The sequence below is a fragment of the Gordonia sesuvii genome (assembly GCF_036350415.1).
GTDB lineage: Bacteria > Actinomycetota > Actinomycetes > Mycobacteriales > Mycobacteriaceae > Gordonia > Gordonia sesuvii.
This window is the reverse complement of the sequence record NZ_JAZDUF010000005.1, coordinates 30,182-50,553: the sequence shown is the minus strand read 5'-3', so window position 1 is coordinate 50,553 and position 20,372 is coordinate 30,182. Positions and strand designations below refer to the sequence as shown.

The 20,372-nt window shown below is 66.7% G+C and carries 18 protein-coding genes; 14 read left to right on the top strand and 4 right to left on the bottom strand.

The genetic code is table 11. The features are described 5' to 3' along the window. The first annotated feature begins 28 nt into the window (after positions 1–28). Positions 29–2,050, top strand: coding sequence for an OPT family oligopeptide transporter (locus VZC37_RS17015; RefSeq protein WP_330433901.1), 2,022 nt, complete (start codon positions 29–31; stop codon positions 2,048–2,050). Here VZC37_RS17015 and VZC37_RS17010 read toward each other — a convergent pair. Beyond that, positions 2,032–3,165, bottom strand: a complete 1,134-nt coding sequence (locus VZC37_RS17010) for a lipase family protein (RefSeq protein WP_330433899.1) — start codon at positions 3,163–3,165, stop codon at positions 2,032–2,034. The two genes, VZC37_RS17015 and VZC37_RS17010, sit on opposite strands and share 19 nt — an antisense overlap. 9 nt (positions 3,166–3,174) lie before the next feature. After that, positions 3,175–4,461 carry an aspartate aminotransferase family protein gene (locus tag VZC37_RS17005; RefSeq protein WP_330433897.1) on the bottom strand — a complete coding sequence of 429 codons (1,287 nt, stop codon included), beginning with the start codon at positions 4,459–4,461 and terminating at the stop codon, positions 3,175–3,177. Positions 4,462–4,529: 68 nt separating this feature from the next. Between VZC37_RS17005 and VZC37_RS17000 the strand changes: the two genes are divergently transcribed. Further along, positions 4,530–5,306, top strand: coding sequence for a crotonase/enoyl-CoA hydratase family protein (locus tag VZC37_RS17000; RefSeq protein WP_330433896.1), 777 nt, complete (start codon positions 4,530–4,532; stop codon positions 5,304–5,306). A 390-nt stretch (positions 5,307–5,696) separates the two neighbouring features. Here VZC37_RS17000 and VZC37_RS16995 read toward each other — a convergent pair whose 3' ends face one another. Both VZC37_RS16995 and VZC37_RS16990 read right to left on the bottom strand, forming a co-directional pair. Then, positions 5,697–6,563, bottom strand: coding sequence for a ribokinase (locus tag VZC37_RS16995; RefSeq protein WP_330433894.1), 867 nt, complete (start codon positions 6,561–6,563; stop codon positions 5,697–5,699). Between the two features lie 26 nt (positions 6,564–6,589). Continuing rightward, entirely contained in the window at positions 6,590–7,324 is a 735-nt protein-coding gene (locus VZC37_RS16990; RefSeq protein WP_330433892.1) for a YoaK family protein, read from the bottom strand. A gap of 309 nt (positions 7,325–7,633) precedes the next feature. Between VZC37_RS16990 and VZC37_RS16985 the strand changes: the two genes are divergently transcribed. From VZC37_RS16985 to VZC37_RS16930, 12 genes are all read left to right on the top strand, one after another. Next, positions 7,634–8,023, top strand: a complete 390-nt coding sequence (locus VZC37_RS16985) for an ethanolamine utilization protein (protein WP_330433890.1) — start codon at positions 7,634–7,636, stop codon at positions 8,021–8,023. A 6-nt stretch (positions 8,024–8,029) separates the two neighbouring features. After that, positions 8,030–8,578 (top strand): dimethylamine monooxygenase subunit DmmA family protein, encoded by a 549-nt coding sequence (locus VZC37_RS16980; protein ID WP_330433888.1) that lies wholly within the window; start codon positions 8,030–8,032, stop codon positions 8,576–8,578. A 2-nt stretch (positions 8,579–8,580) separates the two neighbouring features. Next, positions 8,581–9,564, top strand: coding sequence for a PDR/VanB family oxidoreductase (locus VZC37_RS16975; protein WP_431309440.1), 984 nt, complete (start codon positions 8,581–8,583; stop codon positions 9,562–9,564). Further along, positions 9,561–11,105 (top strand): DUF3445 domain-containing protein, encoded by a 1,545-nt coding sequence (locus VZC37_RS16970; protein ID WP_330433884.1) that lies wholly within the window; start codon positions 9,561–9,563, stop codon positions 11,103–11,105. The genes VZC37_RS16975 and VZC37_RS16970 overlap by 4 nt, the downstream gene beginning before the upstream one ends. After that, positions 11,102–12,106: a PDR/VanB family oxidoreductase gene (locus tag VZC37_RS16965; protein WP_330433882.1), complete on the top strand. Its 1,005-nt coding sequence runs from the start codon at positions 11,102–11,104 to the stop codon at positions 12,104–12,106. The genes VZC37_RS16970 and VZC37_RS16965 overlap by 4 nt, the downstream gene beginning before the upstream one ends. After that, positions 12,103–13,131: a heme-dependent oxidative N-demethylase family protein gene (locus VZC37_RS16960; RefSeq protein WP_330433879.1), complete on the top strand. Its 1,029-nt coding sequence runs from the start codon at positions 12,103–12,105 to the stop codon at positions 13,129–13,131. Before VZC37_RS16965 ends, VZC37_RS16960 begins: the two co-directional genes overlap by 4 nt. 78 nt (positions 13,132–13,209) lie before the next feature. Next, positions 13,210–14,556 (top strand): ammonium transporter, encoded by a 1,347-nt coding sequence (locus VZC37_RS16955; protein WP_330433877.1) that lies wholly within the window; start codon positions 13,210–13,212, stop codon positions 14,554–14,556. A gap of 193 nt (positions 14,557–14,749) precedes the next feature. Continuing rightward, positions 14,750–16,096, top strand: a complete 1,347-nt coding sequence (gene glnT / locus VZC37_RS16950) for a type III glutamate--ammonia ligase (RefSeq protein ID WP_330433875.1) — start codon at positions 14,750–14,752, stop codon at positions 16,094–16,096. Positions 16,097–16,135: 39 nt separating this feature from the next. Further along, the gene (locus tag VZC37_RS16945; RefSeq protein WP_330433873.1) at positions 16,136–17,041 is read left to right on the top strand and encodes a class II glutamine amidotransferase domain-containing protein; all 906 of its coding nucleotides are present in this window, start codon (positions 16,136–16,138) and stop codon (positions 17,039–17,041) included. Then, positions 17,029–17,721, top strand: a complete 693-nt coding sequence (locus VZC37_RS16940) for a GltB/FmdC/FwdC-like GXGXG domain-containing protein (protein ID WP_330433871.1) — start codon at positions 17,029–17,031, stop codon at positions 17,719–17,721. The genes VZC37_RS16945 and VZC37_RS16940 overlap by 13 nt, the downstream gene beginning before the upstream one ends. Before the next feature lie 130 nt (positions 17,722–17,851). Then, the gene (locus tag VZC37_RS16935; RefSeq protein ID WP_330433869.1) at positions 17,852–19,183 is read left to right on the top strand and encodes an FMN-binding glutamate synthase family protein; all 1,332 of its coding nucleotides are present in this window, start codon (positions 17,852–17,854) and stop codon (positions 19,181–19,183) included. Continuing rightward, positions 19,180–20,370: an NAD(P)/FAD-dependent oxidoreductase gene (locus VZC37_RS16930; protein WP_330433867.1), complete on the top strand. Its 1,191-nt coding sequence runs from the start codon at positions 19,180–19,182 to the stop codon at positions 20,368–20,370. The genes VZC37_RS16935 and VZC37_RS16930 overlap by 4 nt, the downstream gene beginning before the upstream one ends. Positions 20,371–20,372: the final 2 nt, after the last annotated feature.

The window sequence follows — 20,372 nt, the reverse complement described above, 5'->3', positions numbered from 1 at the left end:
AACCGGGTCGGATGAAGGGGTCGCCGTCATGTCCACGTCAGGCTCCACACTCAAGGGTTCGTCGTCGGCGGGACTGCGCGAGCTGACGATCCGCGGCATCGTCCTGGGCGGCGTGATCACGCTGGTGTTCACCGCCGCCAATGTCTACCTCGGGCTGAAGGTGGGCCTCACGTTCGCCACCGCGATCCCCGCCGCCGTGATCTCGATGAGCATCCTGCGGTACTTCGCGAATCACTCCGTCGTCGAAAACAACATCGTCCAGACGATCGCGTCGGCCGCAGGCACGTTGGCGGCGATCATCTTCGTGCTGCCCGGGCTGATCATGATCGGCTGGTGGACTGGCTTTCCGTACTGGACCACGGTGGCCGTCTGCCTGATCGGCGGCGTCCTCGGCGTGATGTATTCGATCCCGTTGCGCCGAGCGCTCGTCACGGGATCGGACCTGCCGTATCCGGAAGGTGCTGCCGCGGCTGAGGTCCTCAAGGTCGGCGACACGGCGCAAGGGGCAGAAGAGAACCGCCGCGGTCTGCGTGTGATCGTCGTGGGTAGCGTTGTGTCGGCGGCCTTCTCGATCCTGACGCAGACCAAGTTGATCGCTGGGACCATCTCCGGTTTCGTCCGTGTCGGGCAGGGCGGCACGATGTTCGGTGCGGGGCTGTTGTTCTCGCTCATCGGGGTCGGGCATCTGGTCGGGATCATGGTCGGAATCTCGATGCTGATCGGCCTCGTGATCTCCTACGGCGTCCTGCTGCCGATCCGCACGTGGGGTGATCTGCCGTCGACCGGATCGATCGCCGACGTCGTCGACGACACCTTCACCAACGACGTCCGATTCATCGGTGCCGGCGCGATCGCCATAGCGGCGATCTGGACCCTCATCAAGATCATCGGACCGATCGCCCGCGGTATCAAGGCGGCCATGGTGTCCACCCGCGCGCGGCGTGCGGGCACGAGGGTCGACGTCACCGAGCAGGACATCCCGATCACCATCGTCGGCGGGGTCGTGCTGGCGTCGCTCATCCCCATTGGATTCATGTTGTGGGACTTCGCCGAGAACACCGTGCTCCACGGAAGTGCAGCGGGGATCATCACCGCCAGCATCCTTTTCGTGTTCCTCATCGGCCTCGTGGTCGCCTCGGTGTGCGGCTACATGGCCGGCCTGATCGGGTCGTCGAACAGCCCGATCTCCGGTGTCGGCATCGTCGTGGTCCTGGTGGCCGCCGTCGTTCTCAAACTGACGTTCGGTACCGCCGACGACGACCAGTCCGCAGCCCTGGTGGCCTACACGTTGTTCACCGCGGCGATCGTCTTCGGTGTCGCCACCATCTCCAACGACAACCTGCAGGATCTCAAGACCGGCCAGCTGGTGGGCGCGACCCCGTGGAAACAGCAGGTGGCCTTGGTGATCGGTGTGATCTTCGGGTCGGCCGTCATCCCGCCGGTGCTGCAGTTGATGCAGACGGCGTTCGGCTTCGTCGGCGCGCCGGGCGCCGGCGAGGATGCGCTTCCCGCGCCGCAGGCCGGTTTGATCTCGTCACTGGCCGAAGGCGTCTTCGGCGGTGATCTCGACTGGGCACTCATCGGTCTCGGTGTCCTGATCGGCGTGGTCGTCATCATCGTCGACGAGGTCCTGGGCAAGACCAGCACCAGGTTCCGGGTGCCGCCGCTCGCGGTGGGTATGGGGATGTACCTGCCGATGTCGGTCACGTTGATCATCCCGATCGGCGCCTTCATCGGACGGGCCTACAACAAGTGGGCGGAACGCACCGGCGGCCATGTGGAACGCAAGAAGCGGATGGGCGTGCTGATGGCCACGGGCCTCATCGTCGGCGAGAGTCTGTGGAATGTGGTCTTCGCGGCGATCGTCGCCTCCACCGGCAACGACGAGGTGCTCGCCCTGCCGTTCATCGGTGACGGCTGGGAGACGTGGTCGGAGATCCTCGGTGTGGTCGCGTTCGTCGCGGTGCTCGCATGGCTGTACCGGTGGACGCGTCAGTGGGCGGTGAAGGGCGATACCGCTGTCGACGATTCTCAGTCGTCGCCGCGATAGAACTCGGCGTCGCCGAACTCGTTCGCCCGCCCGGGCGGAGTGAGCGCGGCGATGTAGCGATGCGGGAAATGGTCGTCGATGTTGTACGGCAGCGGGATTCCGGCCAGCAGGGGTATCTGGCGGGTGACGAAGCCGATCGGCGCCCAGAGCAGTCTGCTCGGAAAAAGCTCCTGTCCGGTGTTGCGGCAGGCGACGCGGATACGGTCGTCGCCGGGGCCCGAGAGGTGGAACTCCTGTCCGTGGTGGGCGAACTCCCCGGTCACGCGGGGAGGCAGATGTGGCACCGGATCGTGCCGATACTTGTAGCGGAACGTGTTGTGGGCCAATACCGAAAGGCGGTCGCACCGGGCGGCGAACTCCGGCGATCCGACCATCGGCTGGCCGAACGTGTACAGGCCTTTGAACTGTTTGCCGAATCTCTCGTGGTAGCGATCGTCGGTCATCAACATCACCGCCAACAGGTCCGCCTGGGCGCCACCGAAACTGTGCCCGGTCACGTACAGCGACTCCATTCGATGAGCCAGTCGCCGCGTCCCTCCGGCGGGCTCGGCGTCACCGGCGACCCCGTTGTGTATGGCCAACCCCTGGGCGGCTCGCTTCAACGCCTCGACGACGACGTAGCGGGTGCTTCGAACATTGCGGTAGAAGCCGCCGTGGATCGCGTAGGACTCGGACGGGTCGGCGACGTCGCGGCCGAACTGAAAGGCGATCGGATCGGTGTTGACGTCGGCGTCCGCGACCCAACTGATGCTGTTCGTCAGTTCGGTACCGCGATAGCTGACGATCACGACGCGGCCGTCAGCGCTCTGGATGATGTAGGCGGTGGTCTCGATGAACATCGCATCTACCGACATCGTGGCCGCCACACAGAGGTTGTCGGTCAACCCCATGCGCGCCATCATGGTCGACTCGGTCTCGACGTCGGAGTACACGTAGCCGGCCGCGACCGAGAGCGCATGCGCGATCACCGCACGATCCCGTCCGTCGACGAGGGCCGACGTCAGATCCTGGTACACGGGGAAGGTGGCACGCACCTCGGCCGACTCCGACGTGTCGATCGGCTGGACCGGCCGCAGGTCCGCCAGGGCGGGAGCTACTGCGGTCGTGATCAACATGGCCGCAGACTACGTCGCCGCGCACTCCCCGATGGCCTGATCGAGCATCTCGAGTCCCAACCTCAACTCGTCGTCGGAGGCGGTCAGCGGTGGAGCGATCCGGAAGATGCCGCCCATGCCGGGGAGCTGCACGACGTTCATATGTAGGCCGAGCTCGTAGCATCTGCGCGTGACCGCTGCGCCGAGTTCGTCTGCACCGGTTTTGGTTTCGCGGTCGGTGACGAGTTCGATCCCCTGCATCAGTCCGCGGCCGCGGACATCGCCGACGACCCGATGGCGGTCGGCGATGGCGATGAGTCCGTCTCGGAGCAGATCTCCCGCACCTCGCGCGCGAGCGTCGAGGCCGTCGCGGACGAGGACATCGAGCACGGTGTTGCCGACCGCCGCGACCAGCGGATCGGAGACATGCGTGGTGAAGAACAGGAAGCCACGCTCGTGTGCGATCGCCTCGATCTCCGACGAGGTGATCGTGGCAGCCAATGGCAGTCCGGCGCCGAGCGTCTTGGAGAGCGTGAGGATGTCGGGCACCACGCCGTCCCGCTCGAACGCATACCAGGTGCCGGTCCGGCAGAGACCGGTCTGTGCCTCGTCGACGATGAGCAGCATCTCGCGCTCGACACATTTCTGCTTCAGCGCCGCCAGGTAGCCCGGCGGAAGGTCGATCACGCCACCCGACGACAGGATCGGTTCGACGATGCACGCCGCGAGCGATCCGACCGACTGGGCGTCGATCATCTCGAAACCGAAGTCGAGCTGGCGACGCCAGTCCAACGAACCGTCCGCGTTCGTGAAGTCGGGGCGGTAGGCGTTCGGGGTCGGCAACGCGAGGTTGCCTGCGGCGACCGGACCGTACCCTTTGCGTCCAGAGCTGTAGGTGGCCGCGGCGGCTGCGTGCGTCATGCCGTGCCAGGACCGGGTGAAGGACACGATCTCGTGCTTGCCGGTGACCAGCTTGGCCATGCGCACCGCGGCCTCATTCGACTCGGCACCGGTGGTGAGCAGCAGCACCTTGTCCAGCGGGTCGGGCAACGACTCGGCGAGACGGCCCGCCAACTCGACGACGGGCTCGGAGAGCATGCCGCTGAACAGGTGATCGAGGGTGGCGACCCGACGCTGCACCGTGGCAACCACATCGGGGTGGGAATGGCCGAGGATGGCCGACATCTGGCCCGACGTGAAGTCGAGCAGCCCCCGACCCGAGGTGGTGTAGACGTAGGAACCTTCCGCTCGCGCGATGAGGTCTGGGGAGAAGGCGCCGCCGTAACGGATGAGGTGGCGGGTGGACGTGCTCGACATGCCACCACCGTACGGCCGGCCCCACCGTAGGCTGCAGTCAGACCATTCGACGCGGAAAGGCCCACGACGTGCAGGAACCCCTCGACATCGACATCTCCGACGGTGTGGCCGTCTGGACCATCAACCTCCCGGATGTCGGCAACGCCATCACCGGGACCGACGTGATCGCCGCGTTCGAGCGCGCGGTCGACGACACGAACGCCGACAACGCGGTGCGAGCCGTGATCCTCACCGGTGCGGGACACATCTTCTCCGCCGGTGGCAATGTGCGGGAGATGGCCGATCGGCAAGGCTTGTTCGGGCTGGACGCCGTCGACCAGCGCCACGGGTATGCCGATGGCATCCAACGGATTCCGCGAGCCCTGCAACGGTGCGAGGTCCCGGTGATCGCCGCGGTCAACGGTGCCGCGGTCGGCGCCGGCTGTGACCTCGCGATGATGTGTGATCTGCGCGTGGCCGCCGAATCATCGTTCTTTGCCGAGAGTTTCGTCCAAGTCGGGCTGATCCCCGGTGACGGCGGGTCGTGGTTCCTGCAGCGCGCGATCGGCTACGAACGGGCCGCGGAGATGACCTTCACCGGCGACCGCGTCGACGCCGCGACCGCGCTCGAGTGGGGGTTGGTGAGCCGGGTCGTCGCTGACGACGTGCTTCTCGACGAGGCCAAGGCGCTGGCTGCCCGGATCGCCAAGAACCCGCCCCACGCGCTGCGGATGGCCAAGCGCCTGCTGACCGAGTCGCGCAGCGGTTCGCTGGACTCGGTGCTCAACCTCGCGGCGGCCATGCAGCCTCTGGCCCACCAGACGTCAGAGCACAAGGAGCGGGTGGCGCGCTGGGCGAAGCGCTGAGTTTTCGTCTCACTGGTCGAGTCGTCGACCTTCCCCTCCGCTGGTCGAGTCCTTCTCCCGCTGTTTGACCTCCCCCGCCGCTGGTCGAGTCCTTCCCCCGCTGTTTGACCTTCCCCGCCGCTGGTCGAGTCCTTCCCCTCGCTGGTCGAGTAGCCCGAGGCGCTAGCCGAGGGTGTATCGAGACCCCCCGAGCCTGCGGAGGTCTCGATACGTCCTCGGCTAGCGCCTCGGACTACTCGACCAGCGGGAAGAAGGGGGCCGCGGACTACTCGACCAGCGAAAAGGGGGGCCTCGGCCTACTCGACCAGCGAGAAGGGGGGCCTCGGACTTTTCGACCAGCGAGAAGGGGGGCCTCGGACTACTCGACCAGCGAAAAGGAGGCGCCTCGGACTACTCGACCGCCGGAGGGCGGCGCGCGACGTGGGCGGTCGCCGCCGCGGCGGCCTGTTCGGCGGCCTCGACGAGACCCGAGTCGTGGGCGAGATGCGCGGCCAGTACGCCGGCGAAGACATCGCCTGCTCCGGTGGTGTCAACGGCGCGGACCCGGGCCACGTCGATGCGCGCAACCGCGCCGTCGGCGGCCACGACGACGCCGTCGGCTCCGAGGGTGATCACCGCGGACGTGGCGACCTCGAGTAGCGCATGTGCCACGGCGACGGGGTCGTCGGTGTCATCCGACGCATAGAACCGTGCCTCGTGCTCGTTCACCACCAACGGGTCGGCGGCGGCGAGGACTGCCCCGGGCAACTCTGCGACGGGACTCGGGTTGAGCAGGAGACGACGAGAGCGTCGCGAACACCAGGCGGCGACCGCAGCTGTCACCTCTGATGGCGATTCAAGTTGGGTGAGAACAACTCTCGGCAGCGCAGCATCGAGCGCGTGCTCGACATGGGCCGTCGACAGGTTCGCGTTGGCCCCGACGAGTACGACGATCCGGTTGTCGCCGGCATCGTCGACCTCGATGATCGCCTGACCGCTGGCTTCGTCCACCCGGGACACGTACACGGTGTCCACCCCGCCGGCGTCCTGCACGGCGAGGAGTCGGTCCCCGGCGTCGTCGCGGCCGACCACACCGACGAGCATCGTCGACGCGAGACCGGCAGCCGCCAGTGCCTGATTGGCGCCCTTGCCGCCGGGACGCTCCGACACCGATTGTCCCAGAACCGTTTCACCGACTTCCGGCATCCGCGTGACCTGCACGATGACATCCATGTTGAGCGTGCCGACGACGGCGACGTCGACCGACGAGGTGTCCATGCCTGGGAGGGTATGCGGTGGCGTTCTCAGTGGAGGTCGCGTTTGAGGAACTTGGGATGATCCAGGCGCCAGGTGAGCGCGGCGATCGCGACGGCGACAACGGCGAGAGTCCGCAGTGAGTTCTGCACGTTGAAGGCGTTGAACAGCAGGCCACCGACGCCCGCTCCGGCGAGGAAACCCGCGTAGGTGCTCGCATGGGCGACCCAACCCCATCGTTTCTTGCCGGCAATGTGCAGCCCCACACCCTGGCCGATCTTGACCAGGGTGCCGGTCACGTACGACAACGGCATGACCACTTCGCCCTTGCGGCTGATGGAGGTGTTGAGGGCGCCGAGTCCGAAGGCGAGGCACAGGACGGGACCGACGCCGAATTCCTGGCTCGCAGAGTTGAACGATCCGTCCCATGCGGACGCTGCGACGGTCGATCCCGCGGTCAGCACCGTCGCACCGTGGCGTGCCTTGCGCCAGAGGTGAACCCTGGCGAGGGTCGCGACGATCACCCCGAGGACGAAGACGAGCACGGTCACCAGTGCGGTCAGCCCCAGCGCGTGTGCGCCTTTGATGTGCTCGAGAACCAGGCGCTCGGTGTTGCCCGTCATGAAGGTGACGTACCAGCCCGAGGAGTACAGCCATGCGGCCGCGCCGGTCGCTCCGGCCAGTGCCGCGAGTACCGCGGCCAGGATCATCTCGCGGCTGTCGTAGAAGGGGCCCAGGAGTTCTTTGCGCGTCTGTGACGGGGGCGGCGCGTGGGTGGTGGTCATCTCGTCGACTCCAGTCGTGGTCGGTGGTCGAGCGTCTGGCCTTCGCCGACAATCGAACTCGTCGGGCAATCTCCAGCCCACCCGAAGGGCGCGACCCGCGCCACGTGAAACCGCCCACAGACAGTCCGCACACCGAAGTGGCGCCACACTCTCGACAATCGAAGTCCACCCGGGGTAGACCATGTTTTACATCACTAAACGGACTCGTCATCGCCACGTAACACGTGCTGGGTTTCATGAGATCGAACAAAGTCCACTGATGTTAGCCATGCGCGTTGGTGGTCGAGAAACATCAACAGAGGAGGACCCATGAGCGTCGACAGCACCGAGACCACCGCGGCACCGTTCCTGGTGACCAGCGACGCGTGGCAGAACCTGCCCAAGATGCCGGAGTCGGAGTATCCCGGCACCCAGGGGTTCATCGGAGACGTCTACGAGAACCCGCAGGGCAGCGTCATGTGCTCGGGATACTTCGAACTGCGCCACACCGACGAACCGCTCTACTACGAGTACGAGTACGACGAGATGAAGGTCGTCCTCGAGGGCGAGTTCTTGTTGGAGAACAAGGAGACGGGACAGACCCAGGTCGCGAAGGCCAAGGACGCCATCTTCTTTCCGAAGGGCTCCAAGATCTACTTCAGCACCCCGAGTTACGCGCTGGCGTTCTACGCCGGCCACCGCGACGCCGACCTGCTCTGAGGTTCCATGTCGCAGATCGCCTACTCCAGCATCCCGGCCTGGGCTCGCCCCGCCGCACCGAACGATGATGTGCCGTTCGACCTCTCGGGTCGTTCGTACATCATCATCGGCGTGGGTCCGGCCGCGACCGAACCCGTGCAGCGCTGGGCCACGACTGTCGGTAGTGACAACCTCTGTTGTGCACTGACATTCGAGGACGTCGACCAGGCGGCAGCTACGCTACGTCACGAACTGGTCCGGGCGCGGGTCGGGGTGCGGGTGGTGATCCTCGCCCCGCGCGGCGCGGCGCTCGCACTACGCGGAGTCGCCACCAGCGCCGGTCTCATGGATGACGAGATCGGCGTGACCGTCGTCGGCGTCGATGCGATCGAGGTGTTCTGTTCGCATTGCACGGCGCTGACCCGCACCGACCTCGGCGTCGACGACATCGTCGACTGTGCGGGATGCGGCCGCCACCTGCTGATCTACCACCACGTCTCACGCCGGTCCGGGCACTACCTCGGCTTCATGGTCGACGCCGAGACCGCTTCGGCTGCACAAGGAGTGACGCAGTGACCATCGCCATCTCCGGAGCGTCGGCCGGTACCACGCGTACCGAATCGTCGACGCTTCGCCTCGTGGTCAGCGCCATCGAGGATGCGGCACCGGGTATTCGGAGCTTCACCTTCGCCGACCCCGAGGGGGCCGAGCTTCCCGGCTTCGTCGCGGGCAGCCACCTCGTCATCACCGCGGGCGAACGCACCAACGCCTACAGCCTCACCGGCGACGGAGTGGCGCCGAGGCACTACTCGATCTCGGTGCTGCGTCTGCACGACGGTCTGGGCGGATCACGCTGGATGCACGATGCGGTGTCGGTGGGCGACGTGGTCGATGTCGAGATCCCGCGCAGTGCCTTCGCACCCGAGGCGCGCGCCGCCAAGCATCTGCTCATCGCCGGTGGCATCGGGATCACCCCGATCCTGTCGCATCTGCGTGCCGCGCGACGATGGGGACGTGATGTCCAGGTGCTGTACTCGTTTCGCGAAGGCCGGGCTGCGCACGTCGACGACATCGTCGCACTGGCCGGATCGCGTGCGGAGCTGTTCACCGATCAGCCGGCCTTCGTCGAACGACTCGCCGAGACCCTGATCGATCAACCGATCGGGACACACCTGTACGTGTGCGGGCCGGCGGGGATGATCGACCACGTCGTCGACACCGCGGCCGGACTCGGCTGGCCGGCGTCGCGGATCCACTTCGAACGCTTCGGCACCGACGCGCTCGACGCGGGCGACCCGTTCACCGTGCACCTCACCGAGTCCGACACCACCGTCGACATTCCCTCCGGCACCTCGGTTCTCGAAGCGCTCGAGGCCACTGGTCGTGACATCCCCAATAGATGCCGGCAGGGGGTGTGCGGCGAATGCCGCCTGCCGCTGTCGGGGGGCGCCGCACTACACCGAGATCTGTACCTGACCGATGCGGAGAAGGGCGCCGGGGACGCATTCATGCCGTGCGTCTCCCGCGCCGCCGAAGGCACCATTCTGGAGGTACCACTGTGACCACCGCGCCGACCGAGTCGCCCACCGCCGATCCCGCTCTGGTGACGGGTTTCCCGTTCCCGTTCGTCGACGACCACTACCGCTACAGCACCAACGTCGAGCCCGCCGACCACACCGTCACGACTGCGGCAGGCCAGTGGGGCGATGGCGTCATCGACGTCGATTCCGAGTACCAGGCCGAGATCGACGAACGCGCCGCAATTCTCGCGGTCGATCCCTCGCGCTCGGCCATGCTGCCCCATATGCGCCCGGCCGCCTGGGACGCGATGGTCACCATCATGCGTGAGTTGGCGACCGCGTACCCGGACGAATTCGCCCTCCGCACCGCAGGCGACCACTGGCAGTGGGAAAACCACAAGCTCGGGATCTCCGACACCTTCTCCTATGGCGACGACACCACGCTTCCCCGCGACCCGCTGAGCTACATCTGCGGACAGATCCAAGAAGACGTCGTCCTCCTCGACCAGCGCGACGGCCAACTCTTCGCAGACGCCGGGGTGGTCACCTTCGCCGCGGACTGGAGCTTCGGATTCGACGTGGGGATGGCCTTCCTCGAGATCCACGGACCGGTGCCGCGGGTGCGCAAGGAAGGGGTCATCACCCGAGCCCACGAGTTCATCAAACGCCTTCAGCCGCACCGTCCTTATCGTCGCACCAACTGGACCCTGACGATCGGACGCCGCCTCGACGTCTCCACCGAGCGTTACCCGGACTGGGGACCGGACCGGGAGATGATCCAACACGCCGACGACGAGACCTTCGGTCGACTCGTCCACCTGCGGGTAGAGGTGCAGCACCTCATCCGGCTGCCCGACTCCGGCGCGGTGATGTTCCTCATCCGCACCTACATGCTGCCGCTGGAAACCCTTGCCGCAGTCGAACCATGGCGACTGCGCACCGCCGAGGTCGTCGCCGAGCTCCCCGACGACATGGCCGACTACAAGGGAATCATCAAATACCGCAGTCGAACTGCGGAATGGTTGCGCGCTGCGCGGCCGGCTCCGGCGGCCCCCGACATCGATGAACGACCCGGCGAGGGTCTGCCACAGTGGCCCGTCGAACCCGACCCCATCGATCCGGGCGCCGCATCATTTCTGATCGTGTCGATCGGCGACGACCCGACGATCGGCGAGGTGGCCGGCGGCTGGGTCGGCGCGGCAGAAGAGATCGGCCCCACCCGACTCGTGGTCCTCGACGCACTGACCGACGACGCCGATCGCGCCGTCCTGCAGTCCGCGTTGGACCAGGCGACCACCGGCGTGCGCATCCACGTGGTCGGGGGACAGTACGACGTACTGACCGCACTTGCGGTGGCCCGCGAATCCGGTGCGGTGGCAGCGGAACTGTCCGCCTTCGTCGTGCACACCCGTGACCTGCCCGTCTACTGCGCGCAGTGCCGGGACACCTTCCGCGTCGTCGGCGCGCCCGGCGAGACCGCCGCATGTCCCGGATGTGCGCGCACCCTGGAGATCCACGAACACCACTCCGCCGTCCGCGGCGGATTCCTCGCCTCCTCGGCCGAATCCGGAGCCGTCTCATGACGGTCGCCGCCGAGGCACCGGCCGGTCACCTGCACCCCGGCTACACCACCTCGACCCGACCCATGCGAGTGGTGGCGATCACCCGACTCACCGACGCCATCAGCCACTTCCGGATGGTCCCGGCCGACGGGGCGCCGCTGACACCGTTCGTCCCGGGCAGTCACCTCATCGTCACAGCCGGCGCCCACCGCAACGCCTACTCCCTGGTCGACGACGGCTTCCTGCCCACGAGTTACGGCATCTCGGTGCTGCGCCGGAACGCTAGCGACGACCCGGATCGGGGCGGCTCGGACTGGCTGCACCGCAACGTGTCCGAGGGCATGGTGCTCGACGTCGAAGGTCCGCGGTCGATGTTCGCGCCCATCTGGAATCAGCGTCACGCACTGCTCGTGGCCGGCGGGATCGGGATCACCCCGATCCTGTCGCACCTGCGCTCGGCGCTGCGGCGCGGCACCTCGGCCGAGGTGATCTACTCCTACCGCCGGGCCGGTGGCGCCCACCTCGACGAACTGCGAGACCTGGCCGCCCATCCCGACATCACCCTGTACGAGGTGTCTGGCGCCGACGACACCCGGTGGCTGCTTGCCGAGCGGTTGGCCCACCAGCCGCTCGGCACCCACGCCTACGCCTGCGGTCCGGCGCCCATGTTGGAGACCTACCTCGAACTCGCCGGTGCCGCAGGGTGGCCCACATCCCGAGTCCACCTCGAACGCTTCGCCGCGCCCGAACAGGACCCCGGCGATCCGTTCACCGCGACCGTGCGCTCGACCGGCGCCCGAATCGACATCCCCGCCGGCGTGTCCCTCCTGCAAGGGCTGCTCGATCACGGCGTGCCGGTGCCGAGCCTGTGCCGGCAAGGCGTGTGCGGGGAATGCCGGATCGGCGTCCGGTCCGGCGTCATCGAGCATCGTGACTTCGTGCTGACCGACGAGGAACGAGTCGCCGCCGACAGCATGCTGTGTTGTGTCTCCCGCGGGCAGGGCATCGAGGTGGACCTATGACGATCGCGTCGGAGAACTCCGAAACCGCCGCTGCGGATGTGGTTGTCGACGGCGTGGACCATCTCGCGAACCTGCCGTGGCCGTTCCCGGACGACCTCGAGCAGTTCCGGTACAGCGTCAATGTGGAACCCGCCCGGGTGCCCCGCGCAACGCGTGGCGGCGAGTGGGGTCGACATGTCGTCGACCTCGGTGGTGCGGAGTATCCGGCGATCATGGCCGAGCGTCGCCGCATCCTCGACGCCGACCCGCACCGCGTCAAGGTGCGTCCGGGCATGGAACCTGCCTGCTGGGACCTGTTGCTCTACTACCTGCGTGATCTGACCCTGAGCTATCCGTCGGTGATGCATCTGACCGAGCATCCCGATCTTCGATTCCATTGGCGCAATGACCTTCTGGGGACCGACCAGTACTTCGTGCTCGGCGACGAGACATCCCTGCCGGGCGGTCCGTTGGACTTCCTGGCCCGCGAGGTGCCCGACGACCTGCTCCTGGTGATCGAGCGCGACGGGCACCTCTACTTCGATGCCGGTGCGGTGACCTTCGCCGCGGCGTGGTCGGTGTCCTTCGACGTCGGTATGGACATGTACGAGATCCACGCCCCGGTACCAGGATTGACCCGTCAGGGTATCGTGGCCCGCGCCGAACAGTTCCTGCGCCGCCTACCTCCTGACCAGGTCTACCGTCGCCTGAACTGGACTCTGTCCGCATCGGACTCACCGAAGTTGGACGTGAGTCTGGAGGAACTGCCGGAATGGTCCGGTGACATACCGCAGATGATGCGGGACAGGGCGTTCGGGCGTGCGCGTCTGCGCATCGAACTCGAACACTTCATCCGCCTTCCGATGACCGGTGCGGTCACCTTCAACATCCGTACCTTCATGGCCTCACTCGAGGAGATCAAACGGATTCCGGCATGGGCGGAGCAATTGGCCACCGTCGTCGAGAGCTTGAGTGAACCGATCGCCGAGTACAAGGGTTTCCTCGACTACCGCGACGACGTCGTGGGCTACCTGCGCTCCGAGTGACATCCGCTCCAAGTGACGTCCGCCTCATCTCATTTCCCCGATTTGCAAGTCCACCAACCCAACCCGAGGATTCTCTGAATGGAACCGATTCTCGCCGCCAACGCCGACCTGGCGTGGATGCTCGCGGCATTCGTCTTCGTGCTACTGATGTTTCCCGGCCTCGCCTTCTTCTACGGCGGCATGGTCGGGTCCAAGAACGTGCTGAACACCATGACCATGGTGTTGTCCACGCTCGGCATCACCGCCGTGCTCTACGTCCTCTTCGGGCACGGGCTCGTCTCCGGGCCGTCGATCAACGACTGGGGCATCATCGGCAACCCGATGGACTATCTGGGGTTGACGAACTGGATGACCGACGACGGCTCGGGCTCGACCCAAACACTGTACTTCGCAGCGTGGTTCATCCTGTTCGCGGCGATCACCATCGCCATCGTCGCCAGCGGCGCCGCGGGGCGGATGAAGTTCTCCGCGTGGCTCGTTTTCGCACCCATCTGGCTCACCGTGGTGTATTTCCCGATCGCGCACTGGATCTTCGCCGCCGACGGTGACGGCTTCAGCGGTGGGTTCATGCTCAACGACCTGGAGATCGTCGACTATGCCGGCGGCACAGCCGTGCACATGAACGCGGGAGTCGCGGCGCTGGCACTCGCCCTGGTCCTCGGTGCCCGCCGGCGCCGGATGGAGCGTCCGCACAACGTGCCGATGACGCTGCTCGGCGGCGGCATCCTCTGGTTCGGCTGGTTCGGATTCAACGGCAGCTGCGCACTCGGCGCCAGCTTCCTGACCCAGGTGGTCATCCTGAACACGCTCCTCGCCGGCTGTGCGGGCATGATCGGCTTCTGCGCGATCGAGCGCTGGCGTGAAGGTCATGCGACTTCGCTCGGGCTCATCACGGGTTCGGTTGCCGGACTGGTCGGTATCACGCCTGCGGCGAGCTCGATGACCCCACTGGGTGCCCTCCTCGTCGGCCTGTTCGCGTCGGCCGCAGTCGCGTTCCTCCTCAGCTTCAAGTCGCGTCTCAAGGTCGACGACACCCTCGACGCGTTCGCCGTCCACGGGGTCGGCGGGATGATCGGCACCCTGTGCATCGTGCTGTTCGCCGCCGAGTCGGCGCCGGCCGGAGTCCAGGGCATCCTGTTCGGCGGGCCGATCGACATCGTCTGGCGCGAACTGGCGGGCATCGTCATCACCTGCACCTGGTCGTTCGTCATGACCTGGTTGATCGCGAAGGGGATCGACAAGGTCATGGGCATGCGTGTCGACGAGGAGACCGAGATCGCCGGACTCGACACCACCATCCACGCCGAGTCGGCATACGAGATCCCGGCCGCCGGGGTGGGGCATGTGCCAGGACTGTCGAACACTGCGGTGCCCAGGACGAGCACCACGCAGTCCGCCACCACGGAACCGACTCCAGCCCACTAGGCCGGACCTACGTACGGCCATCGGGGGCTCACCGCATGACGGTGGGCCCCCGATTTCGTATCGCGAGCTCGGCCGACACGTAGCCCTCACGGTTACGTAACGACGCCGAAATACAGCGGGTGTCTACTCAAAGTAGACAAAGTTTCACAAAGGCAGACATACTGTTCGTGACCACACCCACTGGAGAATCACCATGACCGACCACAACGAACTCGCCGACCTCTGTGCGGCCACCGGGACGAAGTTCATCCTGGCGCTGTTCGTCGACCTCCGAGGCAAGCCGTGCGCAAAGCTCGTCCCGGTTGAGGCTGTCGATGAATTGGCCACCGAGGGTGTCGGTTTCGCCGGCTACGCGGTTGGTGCCATCGGTCAGGAGCCCAAGGATCCGGACCTGATGGCAATCCCCGATCCGGCTTCCTTCACTCCCATCCCGTTCATCAAGGAGGGGCTCGCAATCGTTCACTGCGATCCCCACGTCGAGGGCAAGCCGTGGCCGTACGCGCCGCGGAACATCCTCAAGTCCCTCGTGGCCCAGGCCGCCGACGCCGGTTTCGAGCCATGGGTCGGTGCGGAGGTCGAGTACTTCCTGCTCAAGCGCGCCGCGGACGGGTCGCTGGTCACGGCCGACGACGCCGACGACTCCGATCAGCCGTGTTACGACGTCCGCGGGCTGACGCGTATGTACGACCACCTCACCGCGGTCTCCACCGCGATGAACCAGCTCGGCTGGAGCAACTATGCCAACGACCACGAGGACGGCAACGGCCAGTTCGAGCAGAACTTCAAGTACGCCGAGGCGCTCACCACCGCCGACCGGGTGATCACGCTGCGGTACCTGCTGTCCACCATCGCTGCCGAGCGTGGCATGGTGGCGACGTTCATGCCCAAGCCCTTCGCCGAGCGGACCGGCTCCGGACTTCATCTGCACCTCTCCCTGACCTCGGCAGGCGCCCCGGTGTTTCCCGGCGCCGGCAGTGAGGACGAACGTGGTCTCGGTCTGTCCCCGACCGCCTACGGATTCGTCGGGGGCGTCCTCGAGCATGCGTGTGCTCTGCAGGCGGTGATGGCCCCGACTGTCAACTCCTACAAGCGAACCGGAGCCACGGCGACCCGGTCCGGTGCGTCGTGGGCGCCGCGGCGGCCCACGTACGGCGGTAACGACCGCACCCACTACGTGCGGGTGCCCGACGATCAGCGCGTCGAACTGCGCGGCGGCGACGGCTCGGCCAACCCCTACCTGGCGATCGCCGCCGCGCTCGGCGCCGGGCTCGACGGGATCAAGCGCAGCCTGGACCCCGGCGATCTCGGCGGCTGCCCGCAGCACATCGCGTCGCTGCCGCTCACCCTGCTGCACGCGGTGGAGTCACTCGAGGCGGACCCGGTGGTCACCGGCACGCTGAATGCCGCCATCCCGGACGACTGGTCCGATCGCGAAACTGCAGTTTCGCAGTACTTTTCCCGACTCAAGCGCGAAGAGTTCTTCGCCTGGCACTCCGCGGTCTCACCGTGGGAGATCGACAACTACCTCACCGCCTTCTGACAGCACCGCATCTCGCGTGTAGAAAGGACCACCACACTCATGTGCGGAATCGTCGGGTTGCATCTGCGCAACCCCGAACTCCATCCCCGACTCGGGGATCTCCTCAGTGACATGCTGGGTGAGATGCAGGACCGCGGCGCAGACTCGGCCGGCATCGCCATCTACGGCGACGACACCTGGTCACCGCCAGGGCAGGGCTGTGTCTCGCTGCTCGAAACCGGAGTGGACTCCATCGGCACCACCGCTGTGGCATCGGAGGTCGCCGAGATCGCCGGTGCCGATGTCGGTGCTCAGCTGGTTGCCGACACGCTGGTGCTCACCGCGCCGATCGGCTCCGAGGAATTGCTCGCCGCCGCGCGCACAGCCCTTCCGGACGCGCTCGTCGCCGGCTTCGGCGCCGACCTCGCCGTCCTGAAGGGTGTGGGAGCTCCGCGAGATCTGGTGCAGTCGTGGGGACTCCGCGGTGCCAGTGGATGGCAGGGCGTCGGCCACACCCGCATGGCCACCGAATCGGCGGTCACCCCGTCGGGCGCCCACCCCTACGCCGTCGGCCCGGAACAATGCCTCGTGCACAACGGATCGTTCTCTAACCACGCCACCATCCGGCGTGAACTGCGCGCCGCCGGAGTCGAATTCGACAGCGAGAACGACACCGAGGTCGGTGCCCGGTTCGTGGCGCATCAGCTGGCTCAGGGCAAGGACGTGGAGACCGCGCTCAAGGAGGTGTGCGCCACCTTCGACGGGTTCTACACCCTGCTGGTCTCCAACCACGACAGCTTCGCCGTGGTGCGCGACGCCATCGCCTGCAAACCGGCGGTCATCGCCGAAACCGACGACTGGGTCGCGATGGCCAGCGAGTACCGTGCGCTGGCCAACCTGCCCGGCGTCGAGAACGCACGTATCTGGGAACCCGAGCCGGAGGTGGTCTACGCATGGACACGCTGAACCCCAGTCACACATTCGATCTCGCCGCCATGACGCTGCGTGAGGTGAATGCCGCACTACACGGCGACATCTCCGGCGAAGTGGTCATCGACCACCCGTCCGGTGCGCACAGTGTCGCCGCCGGCGTCAATGCGCCGGTGAAGATCACCATCAACGGTCATGTCGGCTACTACGCGGCAGGCATGAATCAGCAGGCCGAGATCATCGTCAACGGAAACGCGGGCACCGGCGTCGCCGAGAACATGATGAGCGGCACCGTGGTGGTCAAAGGGAACGCATCGCAATCGGCGGGCGCGACAGCGCACGGGGGTCTGCTCGTCGTCGAGGGGGATGCGGCCGCCCGGTGCGGCATCTCGATGAAGGGCGTCGACATCGTGGTCGGCGGCAACGTCGGGCACAACAGTGCGTTCATGGCGCAGGCCGGCCGGATGGTCGTGCGCGGCGACGCCGGCCACGGTCTCGGTGACTCGATCTACGAAACCCGGCTCTACGTACGTGGTTCCGTGGGCTCGCTGGGTGCCGACTGCGTCGCGAAGCCGATGCGCGCCGAGCATCTCGACGAACTCGCCGGCCTCCTGAAGGCTGCCGGGTTCAAGGAGGACAACCCCGCCGACTACACCCGCTATGGCTCGGCCCGCGAGCTCTACCACTTCCACTCGGACAACTCGTCTGCGTACTGAGCACGCCTTCCGCCCACGCTGCTCCCCGAGGAGCGAGGCGCCAGCCGAGCGTCGCGAAGGGCCACCCGTCGTGACGTCCCTCCGCTAGCGCTCCGGAACTCCTCAGGGATCGGTGACTATAGGAGACACCATGACCGACAACCTCAGCGTCGAACAGCGCGGACTCCGCGAGTCCGCGACCTTCGACCGCGCCACCATCGCCGCCATCCAGCGTGCCGCCGACACCGGCATCTACGACATCCGCGGATGGGGCGCCAAGCGCAAGCTGCCACACTTCGACGACTTACTCTTCCTCGGCGCATCGATGTCGCGGTATCCGCTCGAGGGTTACCGGGAGCGATGCGACACCGATGTCGTTCTCGGCACCCGGAACGCCAAGTACCCGTTGCATCTCGACACCCCGGTCACCATCGCCGGCATGAGCTTCGGCGCACTGTCGGCCGGCGCGAAAGAGGCCCTCGGGCGCGGTGCGTCGGAGGTCGGCACCTCCACCACGACCGGTGACGGCGGCATGACCCCCGAGGAGCGGGGGCAGTCGAAGAACCTGGTGTACCAGTACCTGCCGTCGCGGTACGGCATGAACCCCGACGACCTCCGCAAAGCCGACGCCATCGAGATCGTCCTCGGCCAGGGTGCCAAGCCCGGCGGCGGTGGAATGCTGTTGGGGCAGAAGATCTCCGAGCGGGTCGCTGCCATGCGGACGCTTCCCGAGGGCATCGACCAGCGCAGCGCCTGCCGGCACCCCGACTGGACCGGCCCCGACGATCTCGCGATCAAGATCAACGAACTCCGCGAGATCACCGACTGGGAGAAGCCGATCTACGTCAAGGTCGGCGCCACCCGCACCTACTACGACGTGAAGCTCGCCGTGCACTCCGGTGCCGACGTCGTGGTCGTCGACGGGATGCAGGGCGGAACCGCCGCCACCCAGGACGTGTTCATCGAACATGTCGGCATCCCGACCCTGGCTGCGATCCCGCAGGCTGTGCAGGCGTTGCAGGAACTCGGGGTGCACAGAGAAGTCCAACTGATCGTCTCGGGCGGCATCCGCAACGGCGCCGACGTCGCCAAGGCGATGGCGCTCGGCGCCGACGCGGTCGCCATCGGGACGGCCGCACTGATCGCGCTGGGGGACAACGACCCCCGCTACGCCGATGAGTACGCGAAGCTCGGTTCGGCGGCCGGGTACTACGACGACTTCCAGGACGGCAAGGACCCGGCGGGCATCACCACGCAGGACCCGGAGCTGTCGGCGCGCTTCGATCCGCTCGCCGGCGGACGCCGCCTCGCCAATTACCTTCGCGTGATGACGATGGAGGCACAGACGATCGCGCGTGCGTGTGGCAAGGCCCACCTGCAACATCTCGAGCCCGAGGACCTGGTGGCCGTCACCATCGAGGCGTCGGCGATGGCGCGGGTTCCGCTCGCCGGCACCTCCTGGATTCCGGGGACGGGGCTGTGAGCGAGCAGACCGCGTCGATCGTCATCGTCGGCGGTGGACTCGAGGGCGCGGCCACGGCGTGGGCGTTGGCACAGCGCGGGATCACCGACGTCGTCGTGTGTGAACGGGACACCGTGGGCGCCGGGATGACCGGCAAGTCGTCGGGCATCGTTCGCTGCCATTACGGGGTGAGTTCCCTGGCCGCGATGGCGGCCGTTGGTCTCGAGGTATTCGAGAAGGCCGACGAGATCTTCGGTACCGACATCGGATTCCGCCAGACCGGCTACGTCGTAGGTGTCGGCGAACCCAACGTCGACAACCTGCGCCGCAGCCTCGCGGCCCAGCGCGAGGTGGGGGTACAGACCGAAGAGATCGCGCCGTCTGACGTCGCCGAGCTGTGGCCCACCGCCGATCTCGAACCGTTCGCCGCATTCGGCTGGGAGGAACGAGGTGGCTACGGCGACGCCTACCAGACCGCGCAGGCGTTCGCCGCGTCGGCCCGCGCCGACGGGATTCGCATCCGGCAGTCGACCACAGTGCAGGAACTCGTCGTCGCCGGAGACAAGGTCACCGGTGTGCTCTTGGCTGACGGGTCGACGATCTCCGCCGACACCGTCATCGTCGCCACCGGGGTATGGACCAAACCGTTCCTCGCCGCGCACGGCATCGAGGTGCCGATCCGAGTGCACCGTGAGCAGATCGTCATGATCGACCCGGGGACCGCCCTCGGTGACGTCCCGGTGTTCTCCGACCTCGTGTCGCTGCAGTACGTGCGGCCCGATGTGCGCGGCGAGATCCTCTTCGGCAACAGCGATCTCGCGGAGCTGGAGCTCGCCGACCCGGACAACTATCTCAACCGTGCGAACGAGGCGTTTCTCGACCTGACCGTCGACAAGGTCGGTACCCGGTTCCCGGGGTTCGGCGACCCGGCTATCACCAGCACCTACGCGGGCTGTTACGACGTGACGCCCGACTGGAATCCGATCATCTCGACCGGTCCCCTCGATGGCCTGATCATCGCGGCCGGGTTCAGTGGCCACGGGTTCAAGATCTCGCCGGCGGTCGGGCGGCTCGTCGCGGATCTCGCCGTCGACGGGCACAGCACCGACCCTCGCATCCCCGAGACGGACTTCCGGCTGTCCCGATTCGCCGAGGGCGACCTCCTCACGACCCGCTTCCCCTATGTGGGTGCGGGGGAGATGCGCTGAGC